Origin of the sequence: Niallia endozanthoxylica (genome assembly GCF_008710145.1) — a bacterium.
In the GTDB taxonomy this organism is placed as follows: domain Bacteria; phylum Bacillota; class Bacilli; order Bacillales; family Cytobacillaceae; genus Bacillus_BD; species Bacillus_BD endozanthoxylica.
In genome coordinates this window covers 47,984-72,609 of record NZ_VYKL01000041.1, presented here as the reverse complement: position 1 = coordinate 72,609, position 24,626 = coordinate 47,984, and the positions used below count along the sequence as shown (strand labels likewise).

Annotated in this window: 13 protein-coding genes; 9 read left to right on the top strand and 4 right to left on the bottom strand. The window is 37.6% G+C overall.

Annotated elements, in window-relative coordinates; genetic code table 11:
• Positions 1-53 precede the first annotated feature (53 nt).
• A complete protein-coding gene (locus F4V44_RS22940) occupies positions 54-236 on the top strand; it encodes a hypothetical protein (protein WP_150442345.1) in 183 nt (60 codons plus the stop codon).
• A 563-nt stretch (positions 237-799) separates the two neighbouring features.
• A complete protein-coding gene (locus F4V44_RS22935) occupies positions 800-3,370 on the top strand; it encodes an S-layer homology domain-containing protein (protein ID WP_150442344.1) in 2,571 nt (856 codons plus the stop codon).
• A 396-nt stretch (positions 3,371-3,766) separates the two neighbouring features.
• On the opposite strand, the gene F4V44_RS22930 is transcribed toward F4V44_RS22935, so the two are convergent.
• Genes F4V44_RS22930 through F4V44_RS22920 form a run of 3 tightly spaced genes read right to left on the bottom strand, consistent with a single transcriptional unit; the run spans position 3,767 to position 9,551 of the window.
• Positions 3,767-4,849 carry an acyltransferase family protein gene (locus F4V44_RS22930; protein ID WP_191090819.1) on the bottom strand — a complete coding sequence of 361 codons (1,083 nt, stop codon included), beginning with the start codon at positions 4,847-4,849 and terminating at the stop codon, positions 3,767-3,769.
• Positions 4,850-4,889: 40 nt separating this feature from the next.
• Positions 4,890-6,215: a glycosyl hydrolase family 8 gene (locus F4V44_RS22925; RefSeq protein ID WP_150442342.1), complete on the bottom strand. Its 1,326-nt coding sequence runs from the start codon at positions 6,213-6,215 to the stop codon at positions 4,890-4,892.
• 30 nt (positions 6,216-6,245) lie between these two features.
• Positions 6,246-9,551, bottom strand: coding sequence for a polysaccharide deacetylase family protein (locus F4V44_RS22920; RefSeq protein WP_150442341.1), 3,306 nt, complete (start codon positions 9,549-9,551; stop codon positions 6,246-6,248).
• Between the two features lie 397 nt (positions 9,552-9,948).
• Here F4V44_RS22920 and F4V44_RS22915 point away from each other — a divergent pair, with 397 nt between their 5' ends.
• On the top strand, positions 9,949-10,053 hold the full coding sequence (locus F4V44_RS22915; RefSeq protein ID WP_150442340.1) for a MerR family transcriptional regulator: 105 nt from the start codon (positions 9,949-9,951) through the stop codon (positions 10,051-10,053).
• Positions 10,054-10,397: 344 nt separating this feature from the next.
• Here the strand turns inward: F4V44_RS22915 and F4V44_RS22910 are convergent, their stop codons facing one another.
• Entirely contained in the window at positions 10,398-11,138 is a 741-nt protein-coding gene (locus F4V44_RS22910) for a YwaF family protein (RefSeq protein ID WP_150442339.1), read from the bottom strand.
• Positions 11,139-11,513: 375 nt separating this feature from the next.
• Here F4V44_RS22910 and F4V44_RS22905 point away from each other — a divergent pair, with 375 nt between their 5' ends.
• The 6 genes from F4V44_RS22905 to F4V44_RS22880 all read left to right on the top strand — a co-directional run bounded on the left by F4V44_RS22905 (position 11,514) and on the right by F4V44_RS22880 (position 24,558).
• On the top strand, positions 11,514-12,956 hold the full coding sequence (locus F4V44_RS22905) for a TolC family protein (RefSeq protein ID WP_150442338.1): 1,443 nt from the start codon (positions 11,514-11,516) through the stop codon (positions 12,954-12,956).
• A 154-nt stretch (positions 12,957-13,110) separates the two neighbouring features.
• Entirely contained in the window at positions 13,111-13,998 is an 888-nt protein-coding gene (locus F4V44_RS22900) for a TetR/AcrR family transcriptional regulator (RefSeq protein WP_191090818.1), read from the top strand.
• Positions 13,999-14,018: 20 nt separating this feature from the next.
• On the top strand, positions 14,019-15,428 hold the full coding sequence (locus F4V44_RS22895) for an efflux RND transporter periplasmic adaptor subunit (protein WP_150442336.1): 1,410 nt from the start codon (positions 14,019-14,021) through the stop codon (positions 15,426-15,428).
• A complete protein-coding gene (locus F4V44_RS22890) occupies positions 15,425-18,544 on the top strand; it encodes an efflux RND transporter permease subunit (protein WP_150442335.1) in 3,120 nt (1,039 codons plus the stop codon). Before F4V44_RS22895 ends, F4V44_RS22890 begins: the two co-directional genes overlap by 4 nt.
• Before the next feature lie 282 nt (positions 18,545-18,826).
• Positions 18,827-19,933 (top strand): S-layer homology domain-containing protein, encoded by a 1,107-nt coding sequence (locus F4V44_RS22885; RefSeq protein WP_150442334.1) that lies wholly within the window; start codon positions 18,827-18,829, stop codon positions 19,931-19,933.
• A gap of 335 nt (positions 19,934-20,268) precedes the next feature.
• Positions 20,269-24,558, top strand: a complete 4,290-nt coding sequence (locus tag F4V44_RS22880) for an S-layer homology domain-containing protein (RefSeq protein WP_150442333.1) — start codon at positions 20,269-20,271, stop codon at positions 24,556-24,558.
• The last annotated feature ends 68 nt before the right edge of the window (positions 24,559-24,626 follow it).

The following is a 24,626-nucleotide window of genomic DNA, read 5'->3' as shown; positions in this document are numbered from 1 at the left end:
AAAAAGTCCATCTTATAAGGTACTTTTGTTTATGATGAGAGAAAAGATGTGAAATGACTAAAATATACTTTACTAAAGAAGAACAAGAACAATTAAAATGTAATCCTAATGTACAGGATGCAAGTGAAAAAGCAATTATGTATACAGATGAATTTAAGCGTCATTTAATTGTGGGAAACGCTGGCGTGCAGCTTATCGTAAAGCTGGAGCAGATGGTGTTTACAAGATACATGTAAAACGAATTCAGGACGTCCGTTAGATGGTAAATGGATGAGACACATATTAAGGAGTGCGAAACATTAGAAGAAGTAAAACGAGAAATAAAGAGTGATATGATTTAGTACAATTATTATCAAGGTCAATGGAATTTTAAAAAAACTGCCGCTTGTAAAATACGGACAGCAGCTTCAACAAGTTGCCTAAGCTTTTTTAAATGTCCTTTACAAAGGATACAGTTAAAAATCTCTGCAGGGCTTTTTTATGTGCGCCCGGGCATGGATACAATCTCTAGGTGCGAGTTCCGAACCGTAAAGGCAGAAGTAACAGCTAGCTAAAAAAGTTCCACCCATGCCACATGAAAGGAAAAAGTAAAATAAAATGAAGGGAATGGAAATGGACCCAAAATACTGGGTAATTCACAATATAGTACCAAAGAAACAGGTAATTATCCTTGTTATAATAGAATAGATATAGAGAATTGAAATGTATATTGATTATAACTAAATAGATTTTGACGATGAAATCTTCCTTTTTAATCTAAGAGAATAAACCGTGAAACAAATGGAGGGAGGATTCCTTCATGATTAAACGATTAAAACTTTACCGTAAAATTATTGCAGGTATACTAACTGCTGCGATAGTAGCTGTGTCTGCCACAGGTTTTGCAGCAGGTTTCAAGGATGTCTCGGCCAGCTATAAAGAAGCGGTAGATTTTCTTGTTTCGAAAGGAATCAAAGGTTTATCCGAAACTACTTTTGGAACTTATGAGAATATTAAGCGTGTGGATGCAGCGGTTATGGTTGCTAACGTTCTTGATCTTGACGTTGATGAAGCTCCAGATGCTGGTTTTACAGATGTTCCGCAACGTGCAGTAAAACAAGTCAATGCACTTAAAGCAGTTGGAATTACTGATGGCAAAACAGAAACGACTTTCGCCTCTCAGCAACCAATCACTCGTGGAGAGCTTGCCATCTGGTTACAAAGAGGTTTTGATCTTGAAGCAGATATAGGTGAATTAGCTTTTACTGATGTAGCGGATCGATATGAAAGAGCGGTTTCGGCATTAGTCGCAGCTAGAATCACAAATGGAACGACTGAAACAACATTCGGAACACACAATAACGCAAAACGCGGTGACTTTGCTAAGTTCTTATTAAGAGCAGATCAAGCTGTAGTACCTCTTTCTATAGAGAGTATAAGTGCGGTTAACGCTAACACTTTAAAAATCACAGGTGTTGGTTTAAAACAATTAAAAATAGAGGATATTTCTGTAGAAAATAACACTGTAATGGATATCAGTTCATCTGCTGATGGGAAACATGCAATTGTAAAGCTTTCTTCTGAACTCCTTATTGATCAAACTGCGAAAGTAACAGTTCAAGAGGTTTCATTCGACGTAACTTACAAGCTAGAGCTTGATACAGTTACTGTAGATGAAGCTGCTTATGATGATGATACCGTAGGCCAATTTGTTGCGATTAAGGTTAACGGTACTAAAGCTACGGCTCAAGAATTAATCCTTGCTGGTTATATTGTCCAATTCGAAGCCTTTTCAAATAAAAGTGCTACAAAGAATGTAACAAATGATTTATTTGAATCTAACTCAACCGGTAAATTAAATACTAATCTGTTTATACCTGTCTCTGGACAAGAGTTCTATGTAAGGGTGAAGGTAATAAAAGGTGCTGAAGTGATTATTTCAGAGTTAACAGAAATTAAGATTAAAAACCTTGACCTTGTGGTTGATTCAATCACTGCAGCTAAATTAGTAAACCTTACTACTACATTTAAACAAAATAGCACAATGCTTATGACTGGTGAAAAGGCTCAATTCACTGATGTCACTGTAAAATCAGGTTCTGATGAAGATGTGGTAACTGGAGGATTCACTGTTAAGTCATCTGATGTGTCTGTAGTATCAGTAATGAAAGATGAAAACGGAAATGAAGTACTAACAGCTCAAGGACCTGGTACAGCAACAATTACGGTAACTTATGGTGGAGCTATTCTCACTAAGACTTTCACTGTTACTAATGGTGAACGTGAAGCAACTACCATTGATACAGAAAAAACAGAACTAATTGTAGTTAAAAATGGTGAAAAAACAACTAAAGTTACTCTATTAGATCAGTATGGAGATCCCATGGCTATCACTAGTGGTGTTAATGTGGCTTTAGTAGTCATTAATAATGAGAAAGTAAATGCATCACTTAGCCATTCATCTGGCGAAGATGGTGAGGCAGTTCTAAAAGTGGAAGGAAAAGACACGGGTTCCGCCACTATTATATTCCGTGATGCAGCTAATGTTAAAATTGGAACAACCTTAGTCAAAGTATCTGTAACAGAAAATGGAACATTATCTAAATATGAGCTGGAAGTTGATACGACAATTAGTGATAGTGATGTAACAAAAGTTAATGAAGCGATTCATGCTACGATTGCTAGGGATAAAATTTCTACTGATGCCATACTTGATGCAAAAGGTGATAAGTTCCTAAAGATTGATCTTCGAGCTTTCAATTCGGATGGTGTTGAACTAGCTAAGCCTGAAGTATCTAATTATACGGTTGAGACTTATGTTTCAAATGTCGGTGTGTTGGCTGCTACGTCTTATTATGCAGGTAAAGGATATATAGTTGTAGAAGCTGGAAATAAAGCTGGTAGAGCAACCATTATTGTAAGAAATAAGGATAACGGAAATATTCTAGCAACTCTCGATATGATTGTGGAAAAGGTTGGATATGAAGTAGTTGAGGCTGAATTAAAAAATGTGGAGACAGCCATTTATGCTCAAACATTAAATTATGAAGACTTCTTATCATATATAGAGTCTGCAAATGATCCCGTTATTTCTGGTATAAAATTAACTAAGTCTGTCACTCAGCCAGTGCGTCTTGACATAAAGAACAATACCGGTACAGTAGGCGCTCTTTATGTGGATAAAAATGCAGATGGCTCATTTGTAGCAACAGATGGTGACTTTGAAGTAGGGCGTGTGGTGATGACGATTATTGGAGAGATTGCTGATCATGACTTTGATGCTATCGTTGGTGTAGATGTAGCTGCTGGGGATCATGGCACTATATTATTCAAAGTACTTGATACTGAAGATAGAGTCATTGCAAATAAAGCAGTTACGGTTGAAGTCTAAAAGCAGCATGGGGGTAGTTCGAGACTGCTGAAAAAGTCCTTTTAAAAAGAAAAGTAAGCTGGTTACCTACAATATGTAGCTAACCAGCTTACTTTATTTATTAGATATTGATGATGGGACAGACCAACTTGTCGACATGAACACTTTTTCAGCAGTCTTGGACGGTTGTCATATTTCGCTGACAAAATAGGTTCTGTTAAGAACTAGAACTGGCACTTCTCGGACCAGCTTGTTTCACAACGTTAAAAGTTAAAGCAAATATTCACAAAGGATTACTAAATCACAACCTATTATTCAACCTGTATCCAAAAGCTTCTGATGATTCAACGTGTCTTTATCTTCATCCTATCAAAAAAAGCGAATAGTTAGAACGCTATCCGCAGATTGTTTGCTAAATTATACAGTTTTCTTGACTGGGTCGAATAGGGAATTCCTTTTCTCAAATATTCCTTTTTTAATTAGTTGAACAAGTGGTTTTTCAATAAATGAATGGACTAGACAGCCTATCGACAGCATTAAAAACAGAAGGACCATACTTGTTAACCAGCCACCTAGATAATCATAAACAGAAAGTTGGCTAATTAATTCTGATAATAAATCCAGTGCAAAATTATGGGATAGGTAAATGGAGAAAGCAGCATTTCCTATATAATTAAAAATTCTAGGGATGTTCATATCCTTTTGCATATCTACCGATCCAAGCCCTAGAATAATAAGTGCTGAAGCTAATCCAGTTCCCATATCAAAGCTGATAGGAATAAATGAGTGAATAGAGTTTAACCATATGACTGGAAAGCCCATTCCACCAATGATAATCAGGAGAATTGATACTTTTACATTCATTTTAAAATGCGTAATGCAATAAGCACAGAAAATTCCCGCTAAGAAAATTAAGTTATACTGATTAAAGAAAAATCGAATTAAATAGTGATCGATATAAAGGTAGCCTAAGGAAAAAGCAATCGTTAGCAACGCCCAGATTGTGATAATCACTCTTGAAATATTCACTTTAGAGAAGAACAATAATGAAAAAACGAAATAAAAAAATACAGTATGAACTAATGACCATGCGACGTTGAGTACTGGTTCGAGTTCTGTTGGACTTTGGATAAGCAGAAATGAAGTGATCAGTGTGTCAATATCTGTCTCATGACCCACACTAAAATCTGGATTAAGAAATAATACAAATAAAAATAAGCAAGTTAAAAGCCAGTAAAGTGGATAAACTCGGATAAATCGATTGAACAAGAAACTTTTTAACTGATGCATCTGACCTATCCTTCCGCGGTATATGTAATACATCATAAATCCAGATAAAGCAAAAAAGTAATTCACACCACCTGAAATCGGAATAAATGAAAATCCTAATAAATTATAGTCAAAATATGCCATCATTGTCCCTGATAAATGAAATAGCATAACCAAGAAGGGAACGAGTGCCCGAGAAAACTGTATTAATTCTAATTTTTTTCTTTCCATAGTATACATCTCCTAAAATAGAATCTTCCTTTTACAAAAGTTACTCCATTTCTCCTGCTTCTTCCATAAAGAGCATTACCAACAGCCGAATACTATCACTGTAGTACTTACTAGTTTCATTTGGACCCAGGTCCTCTGTCATTTTCCCCCACAAAAGATTCAGCCACTCTTGATTCTCTGCATCTATTGAAGCGCTTGCCGCAAAAGGAGCTATAAAAGCAATATCTGAGTAGGATACCAGAGGATATCCATCCAAATCATAACCAGCCTTAATAGAAGAGGGATTACTTTGTGTTTCTTCGATGATCCATGAGTTCACTTTTTCTAATTGACGTTTTACTTGCTTATCCTTCGTAAGATAGTATCCAGCGGCTAATCTCCATGGTACCCGGCAGGCATTATACCAATAATACGGGTCTTTTTCCCCTTCAAGAAAATAGGAATCTACAGGAACCCATTCGTCTTCTTGTTTCCAAATAAATTCAGGCAATAATCCAGTTTCAGAACTAAGATGATCTTGAATACTCGTCGTCAGTTCGATCATCGTATCCAAAACCTTTTTCCACCTTTCATCACCTGTTACTTCATAAAATGCAGCTATATGACCAACCATCCAATCGGATGTTCTAGAGGCTGTACCATATTTCGGATCCTCATCTTTTACCCAGTCTCCAAGCTTTAATGTCCACTCATCGTGGTTGACAATAGAGTCCATCAATGCGTTGATAATCCAAATTGCCTCTTGCTTATAGTTAATGTTCCCATCGCTTCCCCAGAGCTGATCAGCAATCAGTAATGCATAGGCGATATCCATATCACCATCCGTGGCCGATCCGGTAAATTTTCCATTTTTGTCATCTTTCATTGACCCATCATCTTGTCGAAACTGTCTCCAAACCATAAAAGAATCGTTACGATCAGAAGGATGGTTCTTTGCATATCGAAACATCCCATCAAAAAAGTTCTTGGTTTTGATGCCAAACTGTTCCTCCATCATGACCATAATTAACATTCCATAGCCATGAGCTTCAGAAACAGTATTATGATCATTATCATATGACACATAATACTGATTTCCCTCAATCTGTTTAACGTACTGTTCTTTCCACAGTTCATAAGCATACCTAATATCACTTTTTCTTTGTTTCATAGAGACATCATCTGGAAAGATGATGTCTCTATGCACTTCTTGTTGTTCTTCTGAGTCATTACTTGAATTGGTCATATCTTTTTTCTTTTCTTCTACCTCCGGGTTATCATCTGAGATTGGAGTATTTCTTTGAAAGTTTTTATAAAGCAATACTGTAAAAATGAGCGCTAGCGGTACTAAAATGATTAATATTTTTTTCACCTTCTGAATGACCACTTAAAATTCCTCTTCTTTCGCTCTCTTCGATTATGCACCAAAACTGGCATTCTTTTTTTGTTTCTCTTCCAATTCTGTTTGCAGTACATTACCTGTACGTTGTAATTTATTCCAACCCATCAGCTGGCCTTTGATAGCAAATAAAAATGATTTCCATACAACATAGGTGAAAAATTGGCGGTACACTACACGCTGAATAAATAGTGTTAATAATGGCTTTTTCTTTTCCTTTTCTAAACTAAAAGAATAGGCTGAAATCAAGATATCTACCAATAAAAACGCCAAATAAAAATAAGCGACAAACATATGACTAGAAGTGAGCGCAAGTATAAGAATAATATCTGCGAGTGGAGCAGCTGCCAGCAAGATATATTGAAAAAGCATGTTTGGCATGGCAATGAACCCAAGTTTTTTATTTTTCTTATCAAATAATGCCTCCCTATGCTTCCATAAGCATTGCAGAATACCAAAAGTCCAGCGATATCGCTGCTTAATAAAACTTTTAATATCTTCTGGTGCCTCAGTATAGGCTAATGCCTTCACTTCACTTCTAATTTTGTAGCCCTTACGTAATAATTTCATCGTGGCATCTGTATCTTCCGCTAATGTGTCTTCCTCGAATAAACCAATCTCCATCATTGCGCTTTTTCTCCAAGCACCAATAGCTCCTGGAACAACTGTAATACTATCTAGCTCATCAAATGCTCGTTTCTCTAAGTTAAACCCCGTTACATATTCAATATGCTGCCACCAAGTAAGAAGATTTTTGCGATTCCCGATCTTTACATTTCCTGCGACAGCACCGACACTTGAATCTATAAAATGCCTAATGATCATAGAAATCGTGTCCTCAGCAATGACTGTATCTGCATCTAACGTAACAATAATTTCGGCTGAAGCATTCTGAATTCCAAGATTCAGTGCGGAGGCTTTCCCTCCATTTGCTTTTTTTAGTAAACGCATGTTTGAATACTTATTACATTCTGTTTCCACTATGTTCGCCGTTTGATCCGTTGACCCATCATCAACAATGATGAGTTCAAATTGAGGATAGCGGCTGTTCATGATTGACTGAATGGTTTTTCCTATTACTTTATCTTCGTTGTAAGCGGCGATTAGAATGCTAACGAAAGGCTGGTAAGAATTTTCGTAAACACGATGCTCACTTTTCCTTTTTTGTTTTAGGCTGAAAAAGAGCAGCATAGCTAGACGGAACAGACCGATCACTATTAATAGGAATAGGAAAATCTTAATTGATTTGATCAATGCGGCATTGAAGGTTGAACCATATAAATACACTGGTGTCATGGATTTCTCTGTTTCTTGAACAGTCGGCATAACTACGCTTCGTTCTAGCCCAACTAATTCACTAACAGGAACAATCGAATATCCATTAGCTTTTAACCATCTAATAATTTTCGGGAGTGCCTCAATAGTTGGGGTACGATCCCCGCCTGAATCATGTAAAAGAATAATTTGACCATTGTGAACATTTTCTATTGTATTTTCATATATTTCGTTTGCAGATTTTCCGTTCCAATCCTTAGGGTCTATTGAAGAACTAACTACTGTGTATCCTAACTCTTGAACTTTAAGAATCTTATTAAATACTTCCTTCGATGGGAGGTCATAATGTTCTTCGTAGAGTGAAAGGAATGGAGGACGAAACATAACCACTGAATGCCCTGTAATCCCTTGTATGACACGTTGGGTAGAATTTAGCTCAAACTCTAATGTTTTATCTGAAATAGACATTACATCCGTATGAGTAAACGTATGGCTGCCAATTTCATGTCCTTCTTTATATATTCTTTTGGTTAGTTCGGGATACATGGAGGCATTTTGACCAATGAGAAAAAATGCTGCTTTTACATCATGCTTATTTAAAATCTCTAAAATTTTCCCTGTATATTTTGGATTCGGTCCATCATCAAAAGAAATGGCAACCTTTTTTTCATCCACTCCATATTGTTTCAGCAGATAGGGAGTAGGGTACTTTTCATAGATTTCTCTTTTTATTAAATGATGGTCAAGCTCGAATTTTCGCTCTCCTTCTGTTTCTGTTTTATTCACTTTCAAAAAATCTCCGGTTCCTTCAATTGCGGCAGCTACACGGTTTGGGATTTTTTCTAAATTTAATGGATTAGCTATTTTACCTGATAACAATCTCCAAATAGTTGGATCTTCTGAACCAATGTTCCAAATTCCTATGGATGGAATTTGATGGCTTTGTGCAATTTCCCATTGATTATAAAAAGTGGCTGCGTCTAAAAACCAAATTAAATGTTCCTCTCCTAGTTCTTTATAACGAACATAAGGGGATAAAAATTGATCATTCCACTGTACTTTGAGATTTTCTCTGCTAATCATCTCCATCAGTGTTGAGAAATGGTGTGGTGCTGCAGGTTCACCTGTCGTTACATTCCAGTCATATCCATAGTTAGCTAAACATAATACTAATTTTTCTTTTGCTCCGCTGTATTGACTAATCAAATCCTGTGTCCATTGAAACGATGCTAAAGGACCAGGCTCGCCTTGCTCAATATGTTGATCAAATGCTTTGACAATTAAATGATCTGATACATCAGAAAGTAACTTTGTATCGTATGTATCATCGCCTAAGCGAACAAATAATGTAAGCAGTAATCCGGAATTATGAAAAGAATGATATAACTTTGTAACAAACTGATTATAAAGATCTTTATCTTCCCAGTGTACATCCTCAAAATTTAAATGGACGCCTTGGTAGCCATTTGTTTTAATAACATTTAACAGGTTTTGACTCATTTGATCTTGAGTTTGGGGATTTGAAAGCCAGTTATGAACATCATCGGCTGTGCTATTTTGATCGAGTGTAATAGATGGGACAATTTGTACACCGCTTTCCCTTACTAAGTAATCAATTCTTGCTTCCGATTTTTCTACAATACTCCCATCTTTGTTGAAATAAAGCCAATCAGGGATAAGAACATCGATGGAGTGAATATTTTTCTTAAGAGAAACCAGATTCTCTGTATTGGAATAGTGTTGGGACTGATAAAAAGTAAAAATCTTTGGTTTCGTTTCTTGTTGCGGTATTGCAATTGAATCAAAGGAAAGCTCTTTTCCATCCGAGGAATCCGAATGGGGAACGGGGTTATTTATTGGTTTAATATTGCTGTTATTCATATCCAGCTCAGCCAATTGGGGTCTGTCAAATAATCCTTTTGCAATGAAAAGTATGAAGATAATTGCCACTACTAGAATTAGATTAAAACTAAACTTTGAATACCTCCATCTCCTTCCGGATCTCTCGAAAAATATAAATTTTTTAGGCTCTTTTGGATTTGTTTTCATTCATTTACCTCGACCCTTCCAACTGTAATAAAAATTATAGTTCTTTATAACGAACAATAAAAATAAAAAATGCTCTGAAATCAATATTTAATTTATAGTATATTCAAAAAAATAAATATTTCAATGAATTCGACGAAATATTTAAATAATTTACAATAATTAAATCTTGGTTAATATTTTTCTTGTATATGTCAAAAGTATTTCTGTTATCTTTACTTTTAAGTAGTACAATGGGGTTTGGTCACAGTGCAGCCTGAATTGTCGTCACTGATGATATTGGATTATTCTTTGGTATCCGGTTCTACTGTCACCACTCAAAGTTTGTCGGAAGAATTAGTAGAGGTTTAAAATAGTTTTTATTATATTGGAATTAGTTAATGTATGGAGGAATTCAGCAATGAAGTTACCTATTGGAAAAGTAGCCGAAGAAATAGGCGTAACCATTGATACGCTTTGCCGTTGGGAAAGAGAAGGAAAGGTAATGAAAGTGGCTTTAGTGTAATCAGTTTTTTAGTTGTTCATCATAAAGAAACTAGATGCTTTTATAGGAAAGGGACCTTTTATCTTTCGGGAAGGTGAAGATGACCTACTTAGTCTTACTTTGATTTTTAGTTTCACCAAACGGTTGTAGGATACGCTTGTATATGGCAGTCGTGCTTTTGGACTGTGCAGCAGCAAATTGACCCAACTAAGACCTTGCTTTTCGGTAAGGAGCGAATGACTCAAAATATCTATTTATTCTGTGGTCAATGTACAGATTTATATAGATTTTCGGAACCAGAAAAGCTCTGTAGACAATTTTAATTTCTACAAAGCTTTTTATATTTTAGGGGTTACCATTCACAATCACAACAATGGGGACCGTGAACGGTCCTTATGATGCACCTTAGCTTGCTTTCGGAAAATAATCCAAGTGATCAAGCTTAGCCCAACTAATAACCCCTCCAATGAAAAAATATACCAGGGATAAGGCCCTAGCACGTCAAAAAGACTTGGACCTTCAGGCTTGTGGCGTAAGAACCAGTAGTTGCCGTTTGTCTTTTTATTAACGAACAAGATGACCGGTAATAGAAGATTGATAAAGACAATTAATTTGATAACAGAGCGAAAAGTTGGATAATACCCTTTTACCCACGTAAAATATAAGGTCACCCAAACGACCATGATATGCGTATAGAAGAAGTGGAAAAATCGAAAGTGTGGAAAGCCGTATGATAAGGCAGGTGTAAAGATAGCCTGTGAAGCGCCGAGTAAAGCAGTGAAAAATAATATCTCAAAGACAAATTTTTTCTTAGTTAAGAGTAAAATGACACACAAGATAAGGCTGATATTACATAGTTCTAACGGGAGGGAGCTTCTAAGTTTCCATAGAGAATTTGTATGCATCCATGTGTGATAGGTGATCTCGAACAAGATTAATGAAATGGCGGTACTGATTTCAATTTTTCTCCAGTGGGCAGTGTTCATTTTATGTCTATATAGAAAAATAACGACTGTAACTAGTATAAAAATAGCTATTATAATCAAATGGCTTTGGGAAAACATATGAAAATTGAATGATCGATTGCTGTCGCCAAACCACTCCATTATTTTCCACCCCATTATTGAATTCATCTGTCATGTTATTCCTAACTCATTTTCTTTTCCCTTATTCTGATATATGTCTCTAATTTTATAAAAAGTACCATGTAGATCTTTTCTTGTTAGGAAAAAGAAAGCACTTCGCTTCTCTCTATTCTTTTTCCAAGATAAAACATTCATAGCAATGTCACAAACATGCTTTCCTGTGACAATACAAATAAAAAATTATCTTCGAGCGTGCACTTTCCTTCTATATTAAAATTATTATACCCTATTTATCTAGCAAAAATTATTATGATATAATGAGAGAATAGAAAACATTTCCGTAGTTGGTAGAGTTAACATATATGAAATGTTTCAGGAGTGAGAGGGGATATTCTTATGAAGAAATTAGCTTTTATGGTGGCTGCAGGATTGGCTTTATCATCGCTTCAGCCGACTGTATACGCATATGCTGCAGATCAACAACAGGAAGAATCAGCAGAAGTGAAAAAACTATCTGCTTTGTCCATTGATGATGTGATAGAACGTGGATTAGAGCGAAATTCTATGCTGTTATTGCTGGAGTATCAAATGCAGGTTATGGATAACCAGCAAAAAGATATGGAAAAAGATATTCAAGATTTAGATGATGATATAGATGAAGCTAATTCTAGTGTACCGAAAATAAATTTAGCTGATATTAATGAAAAGATTACCGGATTACATGAAGTGTTGGCGGAAATTGAAAAACAAATTTCTGATTTGGAAACAGGGTCAGAAGCAGATGAACAAGATGAAAAAGACTCAGTTGATGAAACAGATGAAAAAGATTCAATTGATGATTTAGTGAAACAAAGTACACTGTTACAGTTAAAGCTTCAAAAACTAGAAACTTCAATCGCTGTTAGTCAGCTTGAACAAACTAAAAGTGGATATATCCAAGCAATGCAAGCCATTAACGCTCAAGTCGAGGCTTTAGAAGATGCGATTGACCAGCTGCAGCTTGCTCTAAAAAAACTAGAAGTTGGTGAGCTTCAATTGACTTTTGAGACGAAGGAAGCCCAGCAGATGGTTAAAATGATGTTAACTTCCTCTTATACTGCTTTGTTATCTTCAAAGCAACAGATTGATTTAATGGAAGCATCTGTTGCGCAAACGGAAAAAAATGTGAATGTATTAGAGAAAAAAGTTGAATTCGGTATCTCTTCAGCATACGAATTGGAACAAAATAAACGTGAGCTTGAGAAGCAAAAAACGTCTCTAAATTGGGCCAAAAAGGATTACCAAAGAGATTTAGCCAAGCTTCTGCTTGATATCGATGTTGAATATAACCCGGACATTCAACTTAAGGATATAGAAAATAGCTCCATTGTGGTGAGTGTAAAAGAAAAGGACATCAATAAACTAATAGAAAATTCGTATTCATATAAAAAAGCCCAGCAGAATTTATCACTTGCAGAGTTAGATTTAGATGACTTAGTAAGTCAAGAAGATGCGAGTGTATATAAAATAAAGCAGGCAGAAATTGCCGTTGAAGTGGAAAAGGAAAATATAAGACAGTTGAAGCTTGACTTAAAAGAGAGCATCAAAACACTTAATTATGACCTAGAAAAGGCGTCCCAAAATCTAGTAGATAAAAAGAGAGACCTTGAGTATGCAAAAAGAGATTCCGAACAATATAAACTACAATTTGAAGCTGGTCTACTATCTGAGCATCAATATCAGCAGTCAAATTTGTCAGTTAAACAAGCAGAATTTGATATAGAAATGGCTGAGCTAGGCTATTATATGTTAAAAGAACAAGTGAAGGCTGTCCATCAAGGGGTTATTCAAACACAATAATGAAGATTAGAAGAAGGAGTATGCCGCAAGTATAGGGCTGCTTCTTCTTTTTTTTATTTTCATAGAGTATTTCTTGTTAATTCAAAAACATGATAGTATAGTAAGATAGTGTATGACTAACTGGTCAGTTAATCTTTGCAGAGAGGTAAAACATATGAATGAAAAAAAGAAAAATATATTAGAACAAGCTATGATGCTGTTTGCAACAAAGGGTTATCATTCCACATCAATGCAGGAGGTTGCTGAACAAGCAGGGGTTTCAAAGGGGGCGCTTTATCTTCATTTTACTTCGAAGAATGAACTGCTGGTCGAAATCTACCGATACTATTATCAGATAATCAAAGAAAAAATGAATGCCGTCGATGATACAAAAGACCTCCATCCAAAGGAACGTTTGCGAACACAAATCAGCATATATATGGAAGAGCTATTATCGCAAAAGGAATTCATCCTCATGCATATGAATGAAAATGTCAGCTACAGTAAAGAGCTGGAGGAATTCTTGCAATCAGCTAAAACAGATACGTTTCAATGGTATAAGGAAAGTTTAACCAATATCTATGGTGCCTCGATTCTTCCCTATACGATTGACCTGACGATTATCCTTAAAGCAATGATTGAAGGCTATCTGTTTACATTGTTCAGCACAAATGCTTCCTTATCGATAGAAGGATTGACAGCATTTATTATTTCCCGGCTAGACGATCTGGTAGAAGGGCTGTTAGAGAAAAAGGAAAAACCGCAATTCGTGTTATCTCAAATGAATATACAAGCTCAGCCGTTATTCGGTGAGAGTCATTGGCAAGAGAAGCTCCATACTTATTTTCTTCAGTTAGAGAATCTGATCATGGATTCAAATATAGATGAACAGGTTAGAAAAGATTGTGTAGATTCAATTGAATTCATAAAAGAGGAGACAAAACAGGTTAATCCAAGAAGAATGATTCTTCTTGGATTACTGAATAATCTCCATGTTATACCAGAAACGAAACCAATATCAGACAAAATAGTAGAAATCATCACCGAGCAAATGGCTCAGTAGCTATGAGGGGGACAATTTAAATGAAAAAACGCCATCGTCACCTGCTGGCGGCAAGCGGTATTTCCATTGCTTTACTTATTACTGCCTGCAATGCTGAAGAGGCTTCAACTTCAGAATCGCAAGTTGTAAAGGAAACGCCGGTTCAAGTCGGGGAGATTACAAAGGGAAGCTTGACAGTCAAAAATGAGGTAATTGCCAAAGTAACGGCAGGCACAACGGCTGACGTACTGCCGAAAATGGTTGGCGAGCTGGTAAAAGTGAATGTGAAAAAAGGGGACAAGGTGAATAAGGGCGATGTTCTGGCTGTCATTAATAATAGTGACCAACAGTTAGCAGTTGAAATGGAAGAAACTTCAGCCCGAAGCTCGCAAAGTCAGTATGATCAGGCACTTGTATCAAAATCTCAGGCTGAAAATGCCGTGAATAACGCAAGAATTGGTGTCAAACAAGCGGAGTTAAATATGCAAAAGGCAAAGAATGGTCAAGCAACTGGGATTGATAATTCATCGTTTGCGGTGCAACAGGCGGAAATCGGCCTAAATGATGCGCAGACCAATTATGATCGAATGAAGGGCTTGTATGATGCTGGTGCTGTTTCCAAGCAGCAGTTAGAGCAGGCGGAGACCGCATTAAATCAGGCAAAAATTGCTCTGGATCAGGCAAAGCTGCAAAGCAGTAATGCGGCAAGCAATACAGATATTGAATTAACTGAGCAGGCGCTCGAACAGGCAAAAGTAGGCCTTTCAAATGCTGAGCAGCAGCTGGAATTGGCCCAAATTGGCATCGAGCAGGCACAGACAGGGTTGGAGTCCACTGATTTACGGATTCAGCAGGCAAAAGACCGATTAGATGATTCGAAAATTATCGCAACCATTGCCGGTGAAATCACAGCGGTAAATGGGTCAGTTGGTGAGGTTGTCAGTACAAGTGCTCCGTTTGCAACAGTTGTTGATTTAAATCAAATCCTTGTGGAGGCGCAGTTAAGCGCCGATCAATTAACTTCTTTTCAAAAGGACCAGGAAATAAGTGTAGAAATTCCATCTTTAAACGAAACGTTTAAAGCCACTGTTACCTATATCTCCAACGTCGCCAATGAGGCAGGTTTTTATGTACTTGAGGCGGCTGTCGCGGAGCATGCTGGAAAAATTAAACCAGGTATGATTGCCAAAGTGGTTCAGGAAACAGCAGTAGGCGAGGAAGCATTGCTTGTACCGACAGATGCCGTGGTTGAAAAAGGAAAAGATACGTTTGTCTTTATCGTTAAGGATGGAAAAGCTGTTCAAACGCCTGTAAAGATTAAGAATGCACAAACAGAGTTAACGGCAATCGAAGGGAAAGGACTTTCTGAAAAGAACACGATTGTTTTAAAAGGACAGAATACCTTAATGGATGGAAACAAAGTAAGGATCATTAAGGAGGAACGTAAGTGAAAATTATAGAAACAGCCGTTAAACGACCCGTCGGTGTCATTATGCTGTACCTTGGGATCCTGGCGATGGGCTTTGTTTCACTTACGAACTTAGCCATTGATCTTTTTCCAAAGATTGATCTTCCGATAGCGGTCGTTGCCACAACCTATCAAGGTGCAGCTCCTGAGGAGGTTGAGAAGCTGGTTAATGAACCGTTGGAAGGAGCCCTTTCCTCGATTCAAGGGATTGAATCCATTCAATCGCAGGCCATGTCCGATTCCTCTATGGTTATTATGCAGTTTCAGTCAGGTATTAATTTAGATAATGCGCTGTTAGAGGTACGGGAAAAGGTGGATCAAATCAAAGGCATGCTGCCGGAGGATGCGAATGACCCGTCGGTTCTTCGTTTTGATCCGCAGCAAATGCCTGTAATGACGCTAAGTTTAACAGGAGATGAGCCCCAAGCCTTAGTTAAGATTGCCGAGGATACCGTCTCACCTTATCTAGAGCGTTCAGAAGGTGTGGCATCTGTATCCATTGCAGGAGCTAAAACAAGGGAAATTCAGGTCGAGCTTAATTCAGCTCTTTTAGCTCAATACGGGATTACTACGTCACAGGTCATTCAATCGTTAGGTGCAGAAAACAGCTCCTCATCAGCAGGAGCGATTACAAAGGGCTCAAAAGAACTGCAGGTCCGCTTTAATGGAGAATTTGAGTCTGTAGAAGATATTAATAATATGAAATTAAAGCTTCCATCAGGTGAAGAAATTAAATTAGCGGATATTGGTACGGTGAATGATACATTCAAGAAGGAAAGTGCAAGCTCCTATGTGAATGGAAAGCCGGCACTTGTCTTGTCTGTTATGAAGCAGTCGGACGGAAATACGGTTGAAGTGGCAGACGGCATGTATGATGCGATTGAAAAAGTCAAAGAAAGGCTGCCGAAAGAAGTGGAGCTTACTGTTATCTTGGATTCCTCTACCTTTGTCCGCAGCTCGATTAGTTCTGTTACATCAAATATGCTGTTGGCAGCAGCGATTTCCATTGTTGTCGTGTTTGTCTTTTTACGAAGCATCCGCTCCTCCATTATTATTGGAATTTCTATTCCGATTTCGTTGATTGCTACCTTTGTGATGATGTATTTTTCAGGTGAAACCTTAAATATTCTATCGCTTGGTGGTTTGGCACTTGGTGTCGGTATGATGGTGGACAACTCCATTGTTATTTTAGAAAATATCGTGTCGTACAGGCAAAAGGGGCATTCAATTAAAGATGCCGCAATCTTAGGGACAAAGGAATTATCAGGGGCGATTGTGGCCTCAACCGCAACGACCCTTGTCGTCTTTTTACCCATTATCTTTTTAGAAGGATTGTCAGCTGATTTATTCGCTCCATTAGCCCTGTCGGTTGTCTTTTCGTTAGTTGCTTCGCTCGTTGTCGCGGTAACACTTGTCCCGATGTTATCTTCTAAGTTATTAACGAAAGATATGCAGGAAGAAAACGGGAAGAAATCTGGTTTTGATCGATTATTTGGTTCTTTTGAGGATTTTTACAAAAAAGCGTTGGCGTACTGTATCGGTCACCGCAAAACGACCGTTGGGATTGTCTCTTTATTGATTGTCGGATGTCTGCCGCTTGTCACACAATTAGGGGCAAGTCTGTTTCCTACCTCCGATCAAGGACAGATTACGATTTCCGTTGAAACGCCAAGCGGTTCGCCGTTGGCAGCGACAGAAGCGGTTGTTCAAGAGATTGAAGGCAAGTTAGAACCTTATAAAGATAGTATTGCGACAAACTATGTATCTGTAGGGTCATCTGGATTTGGTATCGGATCTGGTGCGAATACAGCCAGCTTTACGATTCAACTTGTTCCAAAAGGTGAACGTGACATGACTACCTCAGAATTATCGAATAAGCTTAGTCAGGCAGTCACTGAAATTCCCGGTGCTGACATTACGATATCTGAAGCTACCGTTGGATTAGGTGGAGGTGCTGCTGTTCAAATCAATATTAATGGGGAAGACCAGCTTATTTTAGAAGAACTGTCACAGCAGGTTCTTTGGCTCATATCAGAAGTGGATGGGGTGAAAAATCCTGAAACCTCTACTTCCGAGACACAGCCTCAAATGCTTATCGAAGTCAATCGTCAGGTTGCCTCACAATATGGATTAACGTATCAGCAGATTATGTCTGAAGTAAGGCTGGGGATTAATGGTCAGGTGGCAACCCGCTATCGTGAAGATGGCAGTGAAATTGATATTAAGGTTATCTTACCTGAGGAGCAGCGCTCAAGTATCAGTGACCTTCAAATGATGATGATTCAAACACCGTCTGGTACATCGATTCCTTTATCAACGGTGGCTGAGCTTGTTCAGGTTCAGGGACCATCGATCATTTCACGGGACAATCAGCAGCGTCAAGTAAATGTTACAAGTGATGTGGAGGGCGCTGATATTCTAGCTGTCACGAAGGCTATTGAGGCAGAGCTAAGTATGATGAATTTTCCTGATGGCTATTCCTACCAGATTGGCGGACAATCAGAGGATATGATGGAATCCTTCGCAGACCTGGCTCTTGCGCTTGGATTCTCGATTTTCCTAGTCTATGCGGTCATGGCGATTCAGTTTGAATCCTTCCTTTATCCGTTTGTCATTATGTTCTCCATGCCGACAGCGATTATAGGGATTGTCGTGGGACTGTTTATCACAGGACTTCCAATCAGTGTTCCAGCTTTCATTGGATTTATTATGCTGGCGGGAATTGTCGTCAATAATGCCATCGTTCTGGTCGATTATATTAATATTCTCAGAAGCAGGGGAATGGACCGAACAGAAGCCATCCTGCAGGCAGGACCGTCTCGTCTAAAGCCAATTCTAATGACCACACTTACAACGGTATTAGGGATGATTCCATTAGGATTAGCACTTGGAGAAGGAGCTGAATCACAGCAGCCAATGGCCGTCGTGATTATCTTTGGTCTAACCTTCTCTATGTTCTTTACCTTATTATTTGTACCGGTTATTTACACCTATCTAGATGGATTATCAAATAAAATGAAAAAGTTCACTAGAAGAAAATCCAAAAAAATAACGGAGGAACTGAACCATCATCAATCTGAAAATGTTGAAGCTCAATAGTTTGATAGGATAAAACTAGTTCTACCCTATATTCCGGGTAGTTTAATAACGAACTTGCTACTATTAAGCTGCCATTAGATGGCTTCAGTATTCAACTGGAGCCATTTTTTTAGTTCCATTGTTTTCTTGATTCGTTGTCGAAAATTATGAAAGGGCCATTCATTTCCTAAGTTTCCCATAAGGTTGAATGGATAGACAAAAAAATCCATTTTTAGTATCAAGTATTTCCCGATGAATTAACAAAATCTGTGTTATAATATGTCGAGATATATATAAAGGAGAGTGTTGGTAGTACGTATGAAGCGATACAAATTTTTTTCTGTACTCTTTATTTTTTTATTAGGTTTTTCTTTATTCGTTCCACAGACCAGTGCTGCTGAAAAGTCGTTTACAGATTATCATCAAGATAATTTTGGATATGAAGCAGTTTCAAATTTGCTTTCACAAGGAATTATTCAAGGTTATGAGGATAGTAGTTTTAAACCAAATAGACCAGTGAACCGTATAGAAACAGCAATTATTTTTAAAAGAGCTCTAGGTCTTGAAGCTACTAATGGTGGATCGGGATTCAAGGATGTTCCAGCAACTTCAGAATTTGCTAATGTAACGGCAGCTGTAAAAGAAGCTGGCATTTTTAAAGGATCGTCTAATGGTAATTTTGGTCCGAAAGATCTTTTAACAAGAGAACAAATGGCCTCTGTTCTTGTTCGTGCATTTGATCTAAAGCCTATTTCAACTGTATCAGTAGAGTTAAACGACCTTGATCAAGTATCTTCTGCACATGCAAATGATGTGAAAATCCTTTATCAAAATCAAATTACAAATGGCAAGGCAGAAGGATTGTTTGATCCCAAAGGCTTGGTAACAAGAGCAGAGTTTTCAGTGTTTTCAAATCGAGTATTATCTGGAGAAGTTGCACCACAGCCAGAACCAGTACCGGCGCCTGCTCCAGCTCCAGCTCCAGGAACTGGATCAGTACCTGCACCGGGGGGTGGGGGAGGATCTGCACCAAAACCAGAACCACTTACTATCAATAGTATTAGTTTAACTACCGCAGCTGGAAAAATCGAGGGAATAGAGTCAAATGGGATAATCACTTTTGATATTTCCGATGTTACAAATAATGAGGATATCTATTCAGGATCCATGTCTGTATCTGCAGATAGTACTTTAGTTGTAACCAATAGTATGGGAGAATTTGGTCAGGAATTAACAAAAGGCTCAAACAATCTTTCTTTTGTATCTATGATTAAGTCTCTTAGCAGCTTTGGTTATAATTTGAATGAAATGCGTCAAACACGTGATTCTTTTGATATTAACGGAACATTAGTTAATAAAAACAATAGTTCTAATTCAAAAAATATTACCTTTAGATTCTTATTAAAATAATGTAGGAATATTGCGAAAAATGAACATTTTCTTTGCCAAATAATGTATAAAATAATAAAATGATAAGGAATAATCTATTATTGTTTCTTTCTGGGTGAAGATCAAACACCTAGAATCGTTTGCTGTAAAGTGAATGGTTGACTGTCTTCCATGACCAATGGGAGACGGTTATCTGAAATTATGATCGTTTTTTAATGAATTAATAATAGTAAAAAGGTACTAAAACTAAAGAATTATATTGGATAATACAATATCATTACGATTGTATCGAATATATGGTCCAAAAAGAAAATGAAATAATAGAATACTATGTATGATTTTGAGGAGGGTCTATTTTGTCTAGTTCTACAAAATACAGAAAATTTTTAGCTGCTACAGTTGGAACAACCATTGCAGCATCATCGGCGCTTACAGTTGTACCTTATAATGTATTAAATGTAAAAGCTGCTAGTTTTACAGATATAGAGCCAGGTACTTATTTCTATGATGCTGTGATTGATCTATCTGGAAAGGGAATTATTAAAGGTTTTGACGATGGAACATTTAAACCTTACCAATTAATTAATCGCGGACAAGCTTCTGCCATGATTGCAAGGGCTCTGAAGCTGGATGTTACGAATGTATCAGATCCTGGTTTTACAGACGTAAGTAAGCATAGTACTTTTTATAGTTCAATCGCTGCTTTAGTGGACGCGGGAATTGTTGACGGGGTAACAGCTGATACGTTCGAGCCAAATAGAACCATTACACGTGCCGAAATGGCGAAAATGGTCGTCAACGCGTTTGGATTAAAGCAAAACAAAGATACTTCTCTAGCATTTACAGATGTACCGAGTGTTAGTTGGTATACAGAGTTTGTTAAGGCATTATACGATAACGGTGTAACCGTAGGGGTAACAGAAACTACTTTCGCTCCGCATAATGAGATTAAACGTGGTCAGCTGGCAACCTTTATTTACCGTGCTCAAAAAATCAAATCGCAAAGTGATGTTATAGAGAATGTTACAGACTCATCCGTGGTTATAGATGGTCAATCCTATAAGATGGATGAAAATCTCCAAAAGCTTTTTAATGCTGAGAATGCGGCGGTATTAAAAAATGCCTTGATTCAATTTGAACAAAAAGATGGAGTCATTATAAGTGTAAAATCTCTTGAAATTACTGAGAGTGGAAAATCCGGTCAGAATGGCCAGCTTGTGTTAGATGGAAAAAATGCAGTTATTGATGGCGATGTTACTATTAACGGTGACTATGTTACGGTGAAAAATATAACAGTAAAAGGCAACTTCACAATCGGATCTGCGGTGAAAAATAGTTTTTCATCTGATAAGTTGACAGTTGAAGGAAAAACAGTTGTTTCAAATGAATCCGTATCATCTGCTTCGATGACGGCAGCAGCTGAGAAGAAAGCAAAATTGGTCTTCTCTAACTCTACTTTAAAAGTAATAGAATTGAACCAAGAGCATGCTGCCCTTGAATTAAAAGGATCAACAACAGTGCTTGAAATAAAGGTGTCAGCAAATGCAAGCATCTCAGCGGATAGCACAGTGGTTATTCCTAAAATAACACTTCAAAGCGGAGCAAAGCAGGTTGAAATTGATGCAAACGTTAAGCAGTTAATAGTTAACAGTGCAACTACTAAAATTACACTTAAAGAAGGCAGTAAAATTGAGAATCTTGTTTTGCCAGAAGGATTAAGAGCAAGCGATATTATCGAGAATTACGATGAAGTAAAACAGGATATCGATGAGATTAATGGAGAGGATAACCCTGATGCTGGGACATCGCCAGGTGGCGGTGGAGGCGGAGGCGGTGGTGGCGATACAACTCCACCAACTTTTGATAATTCTCCAACTGCTGAAACAGGAACACTTAAAGGTGAGATTAATGTAGCTGTTGATTTAAATGAGGCTGGGAAAGTTTATTATGTTGTTGTAGCTAAAGGGGCAACTGCTCCATCGGTAGCTAATGTTAAGGCTGGGAAAGATCATACTGGGACTGAAGATGCAATTAAGGCAGGCTCTTTCAATGTAACTCGGCAAGCACATACAGAAATTATTACTGGCTTAACAGGCGGATCACAATATGACGTATATGTTGTAGCACAAGATAGTAGATTGAATACACAACGGAATGTAACAAAAGTTAGTAATTCTGTGACTGCAGCTGGAGCTGAATTGGGTCAGGCAGGAACTTCGAATACACTACAAGTAGTCAATGTAACAGGTTCAGGTAATATTACGGTTGGACCAGAAACAGGAACGCTTGTGTTAACTCAAGGCTTAGAAATTAGCGGACCATTTGAAGGCACTATTACATTGAGAAACATTGAATTACAGGGTGCTGCAAGTAATTTAACAGTTGATACTGAAAAGGCGACAGTTGTATTAGAAGAGACAGTTACTGTCGATGGCCAAACAATTATTGAAGATGTCAGTGATGCCACATTCTCAAGTAGTGCAACACATACGGGTTCTATTGCGGTAAGTGATTCTAATGGAACAAAGTTAGAACTCAATGGTGCAGCAAGTAATGCAAATGTTGAAATTACAGGTACTGGTACTGTTGCTTTAGCAGGTCAATTTAATCAACCAATTGCAATTACAGGATCACCTTCACTAGCTATCAATCCTGGAGCGGTGGTATCTTCTCTAGCAATTAATGCAGGAGCTTCTGTACCTTCGTTAGCAATTAGCCCTGGAGCAGCTGTATCTTCTCTAACAATTAATCCTGGAGCGGCTATCTCGTCTTTAGCTATTAGTCCTGGAGCTGCTATTACTACTTTGGAAATAAATGAAGATTTACCTGGATTAGTAATCTCAGGTGCTGTTTATGAAATTAAGCCTGCACCGGGTATTACGTTAGCAGGTCAATTACAACAAGTACAGAATCAAATTACATCTACACTTGATACAATAAATGATAAAGATGCTACAATAGAGCAGCAGATTGACGCGCTAGTGGCGGGGTTAAAATTAGATCGTCCATTTGTAGAGGGAATTATTGGTACTGTTATTTCGAATAGACCTGCAGATGGATACCCTTCACTTTTAGATATTAAACCTGTGATAGATGTTGCCATTGCGAAAAGAGATTTTACTTTAGAGAATACATCAGCAGTTATAAATAACCTGACTTTACCTAGTTCTTACAAGAATGGGGTAAGAATTACATGGGAGTCTTCTGATGTAAGTGTAATTGGACATGATGGAAAAGTAACACGTCCTGAAGCAGGTGATGGTGATGCAACTGTCACACTTACAGCAACATTTAGTGATAGTGATGGAACTGTTGCCGATACAAAAGAGTTCACGGTAACAGTTAAAGAAAAAACAGCAACTGGTACGATTGCTGTTCCAGATAGAGCTGCTGTTGGAAGTAATGTAGAAATTACTGTATCAGATAAGGATTACATTAATGAGCAGACTGAAGAGACGATTAATGTAACAGTCGGTGCAGAAGAAGTTGCTTTAAAAGAGATTGCAGATTCTGGGGAATTTGTAGGGACTTATGAAGCAAGCGCACCAGGACAATTGACAATCACTTATCAAGATCTTATGGATGCTGATGGTAAATCATCAACAATCACAAAAGTAATTCAAATTGTTGGTTTAAACGAAGATATTACCGCACCGGTACTTCAATCAGCAATCTATACATTAAATGGTGAAACAATTGACCTTACGAAAAATGGTTATGTAATCGAACTTTCACCACAAGATATTAAAAACTTAGCAAATCTCTCATTTATAATTAAAGATGATAGTGATGTAACCATTTCAGCAAAAGATAGCATTCTTGGCTATGACCTTGCAGCTGGGGTAACGTTATCTCCTGAAAATGGATTCATCACATATGATGTGAATGTAGAACAGGTAAAAGCTTTAGCTGGCGGCTTAGACTTATTAAACCAACTGGCTAATGGAGGAAGCAGTATCACACTTGATGTAAATCATGTAAGAACGTTGATTGAGTATGTTGAATCAGAAGTACTTCCTGGTACTGGTGATACGATTACACTTGATGCAGAAGAGGTAAAAGCTGTAATCGGTAGCGAAGATCTATGGAACAATCTTGCTGGTGACAATGGACAAATTACGCTTGATGTAGCAACTGTCCGGACTTTATTTGGCAACCCAGCTTTATGGGATCTACTAGCTGATCAAACTGGAATGGTTGCTCTTAGCGAAGAAAGTATAAATGCTTTATTTCCTGGCATAGGCTCCTTAAGCGGAAGTCTTAATGTGAGCTTTATAAAAGGGGAACTAGCTAAAGAAAGCTTTTGGAACAATCTATCAGGCGGAGATGGACAAATTACATTTAGTTCATCAAGTGCTAGTGCTTTAGTTTCTGACATCGGGGACAACATTGATGTAGGTGGATCCATTACAGTTGACCGCGTGCAAGCTATCAAAGCTTTTGAAAAAATCTTTGATATTCTTGATAATAATGTAGATGGAAGTATTACGCTCAATAAAGACACGGCGAAAGCTTTCCTTGCGACATTAAACTTACCGGAAGGTTTCCCTTATGGTGAAACACAAATCACCTTAACAATGGAAGATGCTGAAGGAAATGCTGCTGAACCAATCACAGTTACAGTTAAATTAAAACGCAATAACTAATAAGAATTGTCGCTATGACGACTTACATTTTGTGGGAAGATTAATAGATAGATAGACGATAGAAAAGC